Here is a 3351-nt window from a genome sequence, read left to right as displayed (position 1 = left end):
GTGCGCCATCGCCGCGGCCGCCCGCCTCGACGGCGACGTGGCGCACGCCCTGGCCACCAGTCGCGCGGCCACCCCCGCGACCGCGCAGGTGCTCGGGCAGCTGTCCCGGGCGTGGATCCTGGTGCAGCGCCACGGTGTGCCGCTCGCCGACGTGCTCGACGCCGTCCGCGGCGATCTCGAGGCCCGGGTCCGGTTCGCCCGCCAGGTGCTGGCCAGGATGGCCGGTCCGCGGGCCAGTGCCACCGTTCTCGCCCTGCTGCCGGTCGTCGGCCTTGCGCTCGGCGAGGCCATGGGCGCCCGCCCGCTGCACGTCCTCACCGGCACCGCGACCGGGCAGCTGCTGCTCGTCGTCGGCGTCACCCTGGCCTGCGCCGGGGTGGCCTGGAGTGCCCGCCTGACCGATCGGGTGGTGCTGCGATGACCTCGCTGTGCCTGGCGCTGGTGCTGTTGGCTGCGGCGGTGCCGCTGTGGTCGGCGTCGACGGTGGCGCGGGCCAGGCTGGCGGCGGTGGGCGGCATGCGGTCGCAAGCCCGCACCACCGGCGGTCGGACGCCGTCGACGCCGTGCCTGGCCGCGGTGTTCGCCTCGTCGGTGGGTGCGCTGCTCGGCGTCCTCTGCGGATGGCCGTACGGGCTGCCGGTCGGCGGGGTGGGCGCGGCCGTGGCCTGGCTGGTGGTCCGGCGTTTCCTCGGGCGGGGCAACCGGTCCCGGCTCGACCCGACCGACCAGCTCGGTGTGGCGGCGACGTGGGATCTGCTCGCGGCGAGCCTGCGCGCCGGGCTTCCGGTTCCCACGGCCGTCCGCGCGGTGGCCGACGACCTTCCGCCCGAGGCGGCCGCCGCGCTGCGGGCCACCGCCGACCTCCTGGCGCTGGGCGCCGATCCGGTCGCCGCCTGGGCTCCGGCGCTCGACTGTCCCGCCACCGCCGAACTGGCCAGGGGCGCCCGGCGCACCGCCCGCTCGGGCGCCGCGCTGGCCGGCGCCGCATCCGCGCTGGCGTCCGGCATTCGTGCCGCCGCGAGCGATGTCGCCGAGGCCAGGGCGCAACGCGCCGGAGTCCTGATCACCGGCCCGCTCGGCCTGTGCTTCCTGCCCGCATTCGTCTGCCTGGGCATCGTCCCGGTCGTCGTCGGCCTGGCCGCCCAGCTGTCGGTTCACCCGTAGCGCCACCGGGCGCTGGAAAGGAGCAACCATGTTGTCCCGACCCAAGCCGATCCGTCCCGCCCACACGCTGCCCTGGCGGCACCGACCGTTCGGCGACGCGGGCATGAGCACCGCGGAGTACGCCATCGGCACCATCGCCGCGGCGGCCTTCGGCGCGGTGCTCTACACCGTCGTCACCGGAGATTCGGTGGTCAGCGGGCTCACCGCGCTGGTGCAGCGGGCGCTGTCGGTGACGTTCTGATGTCCCGCGGGCGAGCCGGATCCGGCCGGTCCGATGCCGGGATGGTGACCGTCGAGGCGGCGATCGCGCTCTGTGCCTTCGTCGTGGTTCTCGGGCTGGCGCTGGCCGCGATCGGTGCGGTCACCGACCAGCTGCGGTGCACCGATGCCGCGCGGGAGGCCGCCCGGCTGGCCGCCCGCGGGGAGCCGGACCGGGCCATGGCCGCCGCCGAGCGGATCGCCCCACGCGGCGCGCAAGTCGCGATCCGCCGGGACGGCGACACCATCGCCGTCGAGGTCGACGCGGCCCCGCTCGGCCTGCTCCCCGGGCTGCGGTTGACCGGACACGCCTATGCGATCGCCGAGCCCGGCGCCGCCGGGACGGCCGAGGAGTGACGGGATGAGCAGCGACCCCGAGCACGGCTCGGCCTCGGTGTGGGCGGCCGGCGGCATCGCCGCACTGCTGCTGTTGGTGGCACTGGTCGTGGGCATCGGCTCGGCCGCCGAGACCCGGCACCGGGCGGAGAGCGCCGCCGATCTCGCCGCCCTGGCCGCGGCCGCGTACGTGACCTCCGGCGAGCAGCACGCCTGTGCGCGCGCCCGATGGGTGGCCCAACGGATGGGTGTCGAGCTCACCGGGTGCCGGTTGGCGGGCTGGGAGGTGGAGGTGGAGCTGGCCGCCCGGCCGCCCAACCTGCTGCTGGGCTTCGGCTCGGCCACCGCTCGCGCCCGCGCCGGGCCGGCGGCGGAGTGAACGGCCCGGCGTCGGGAAACGGTCGCTCAGCCACGGGTAGCGGTCGTTCATCGACGACGAGCGGTAGGGCGAGGCCGTTCGAGCGCACTTCACCGGTCGATGATCGCCAACGAGCGTTCAGCCGCTCTTTCCCCGGGCATTCATTCGCCGTGCCACAGCGACCGGTTGTCGACTGCAAGTTTCATCACTGGACTGATGTGTCGTTGAGTCATGTGTGGGCACCGCATGGGCGCCCGATGCTCAAGGAGGCAAGTACCCGACATGTTGGAAATGGACTGGTCGGATAACTGGCGGCGCGCGTTCCGGGTGGAACTGCGGGCGCAGGCCATCGGCTTCGCTTGGCGTCGCTGGCCGGTACTGCCGGGCACTTATCCGGCCGGCACGCACTGGGCGGGCCGCGACGGTCAGCAGGACACCGGACCGGTGCCCGTGCACAAGGACTGGCAGGACCGCATCGGCACCCAGCCGGAGCAGGTCGCCAGCTGGTGGACCGGGCGGCCGTACAGCCTGCTGCTGGCCACCGGAGTCATGTTCGACGCGATCGAGGTGGGCAGCCGGCTCGGCACCGGGGCCGCCAGGGCGCTGCGGGCGATCGGCATGCCCGTTCCGATCATCGGCACGCCGACCGGTCGGTGGCTGTTCCTCACCCGGACCAGCCAGCGCGTCGCCGACGAGCTGGCGCGGCACAGCGACATCGTGGTGCACGGCAAGGACAGCTGGGTGCCGCTTCCGCCCACCCAGTTCCAGCACGGCGTCGTGCACTGGCGGGTCCGGCCGGAGGTGTGCGGCTGGCAGATCCCCGAGGCCCACATCGTCCACGACGCACTCCTGGACGCGATCGCCAACCGGACCGCGAGCGTCCCGACCGGACAACTGGTTGCCGCAGACTGACAACTCCATACGGAAAAGACCGGCCCGCAACACGGTTCGTCGTCACTCCCGCATCCCATCGACGAATCGTGGACCGGGCAACATGCCGGGCACTCGGCGGAGGACGATCGAACCTCCCGCCATAGCGGCCAGCATCGGGATCAGGTCGGCGAAAACCTGGCCCCCGGGATGACCATCGTCCGTGGAGGTTCCCGCCTCCCAACCCACCTCCATGCGGTGCGATGGACACCCAGCCGATATCCCGATGGTCGCGCGTCACAAGGAGCGGTAGCAGGGCCCTCCGCGTGTTCGGCGCTGAGCAGCGCGCCGGGGTGCGTCGACAC

General features: G+C 73.8%; 6 protein-coding genes. All 6 read left to right on the top strand.

Annotated elements, in window-relative coordinates:
• The coding region (locus VGX25_RS06420; protein ID WP_326916681.1) for a type II secretion system F family protein at positions 1–421 on the top strand (421 nt) is incomplete at its 5' end.
• Complete coding sequence (locus VGX25_RS06415) at positions 418–1164, top strand: type II secretion system F family protein (protein WP_326916680.1); 747 nt, start codon at positions 418–420, stop codon at positions 1162–1164. The genes VGX25_RS06420 and VGX25_RS06415, both read left to right, overlap by 4 nt.
• Positions 1165–1192: 28 nt before the next feature.
• Entirely contained in the window at positions 1193–1405 is a 213-nt protein-coding gene (locus tag VGX25_RS06410; RefSeq protein ID WP_326916679.1) for a DUF4244 domain-containing protein, read from the top strand.
• Entirely contained in the window at positions 1405–1779 is a 375-nt protein-coding gene (locus VGX25_RS06405; RefSeq protein ID WP_326916678.1) for a TadE family type IV pilus minor pilin, read from the top strand. Before VGX25_RS06410 ends, VGX25_RS06405 begins: the two co-directional genes overlap by 1 nt.
• Positions 1780–1783: 4 nt before the next feature.
• Complete coding sequence (locus tag VGX25_RS06400) at positions 1784–2137, top strand: Rv3654c family TadE-like protein (RefSeq protein WP_326916677.1); 354 nt, start codon at positions 1784–1786, stop codon at positions 2135–2137.
• 261 nt (positions 2138–2398) lie between these two features.
• Complete coding sequence (locus VGX25_RS06395; protein ID WP_414635722.1) at positions 2399–3028, top strand: bifunctional DNA primase/polymerase; 630 nt, start codon at positions 2399–2401, stop codon at positions 3026–3028.
• Positions 3029–3351: the final 323 nt, after the last annotated feature.

The sequence above is a fragment of the Actinophytocola sp. genome (assembly GCF_035942955.1).
In the GTDB taxonomy this organism is placed as follows: domain Bacteria; phylum Actinomycetota; class Actinomycetes; order Mycobacteriales; family Pseudonocardiaceae; genus DASYTH01.
Note: the sequence above shows the minus strand (reverse complement) of the source record. Positions and strands in the feature narration are given on the sequence as shown.

Coding starts and splice junctions, on each gene's coding strand:
- VGX25_RS06405 (WP_326916678.1), top strand. CDS start 1,405: ATGTCCCGCGGGCGAGCCGGATCCGGCCGGTCCGATGCCGGGATGGTG.
- VGX25_RS06415 (WP_326916680.1), top strand. CDS start 418: ATGACCTCGCTGTGCCTGGCGCTGGTGCTGTTGGCTGCGGCGGTGCCG.
- VGX25_RS06410 (WP_326916679.1), top strand. CDS start 1,193: ATGTTGTCCCGACCCAAGCCGATCCGTCCCGCCCACACGCTGCCCTGG.
- VGX25_RS06395 (WP_414635722.1), top strand. CDS start 2,399: ATGTTGGAAATGGACTGGTCGGATAACTGGCGGCGCGCGTTCCGGGTG.
- VGX25_RS06400 (WP_326916677.1), top strand. CDS start 1,784: ATGAGCAGCGACCCCGAGCACGGCTCGGCCTCGGTGTGGGCGGCCGGC.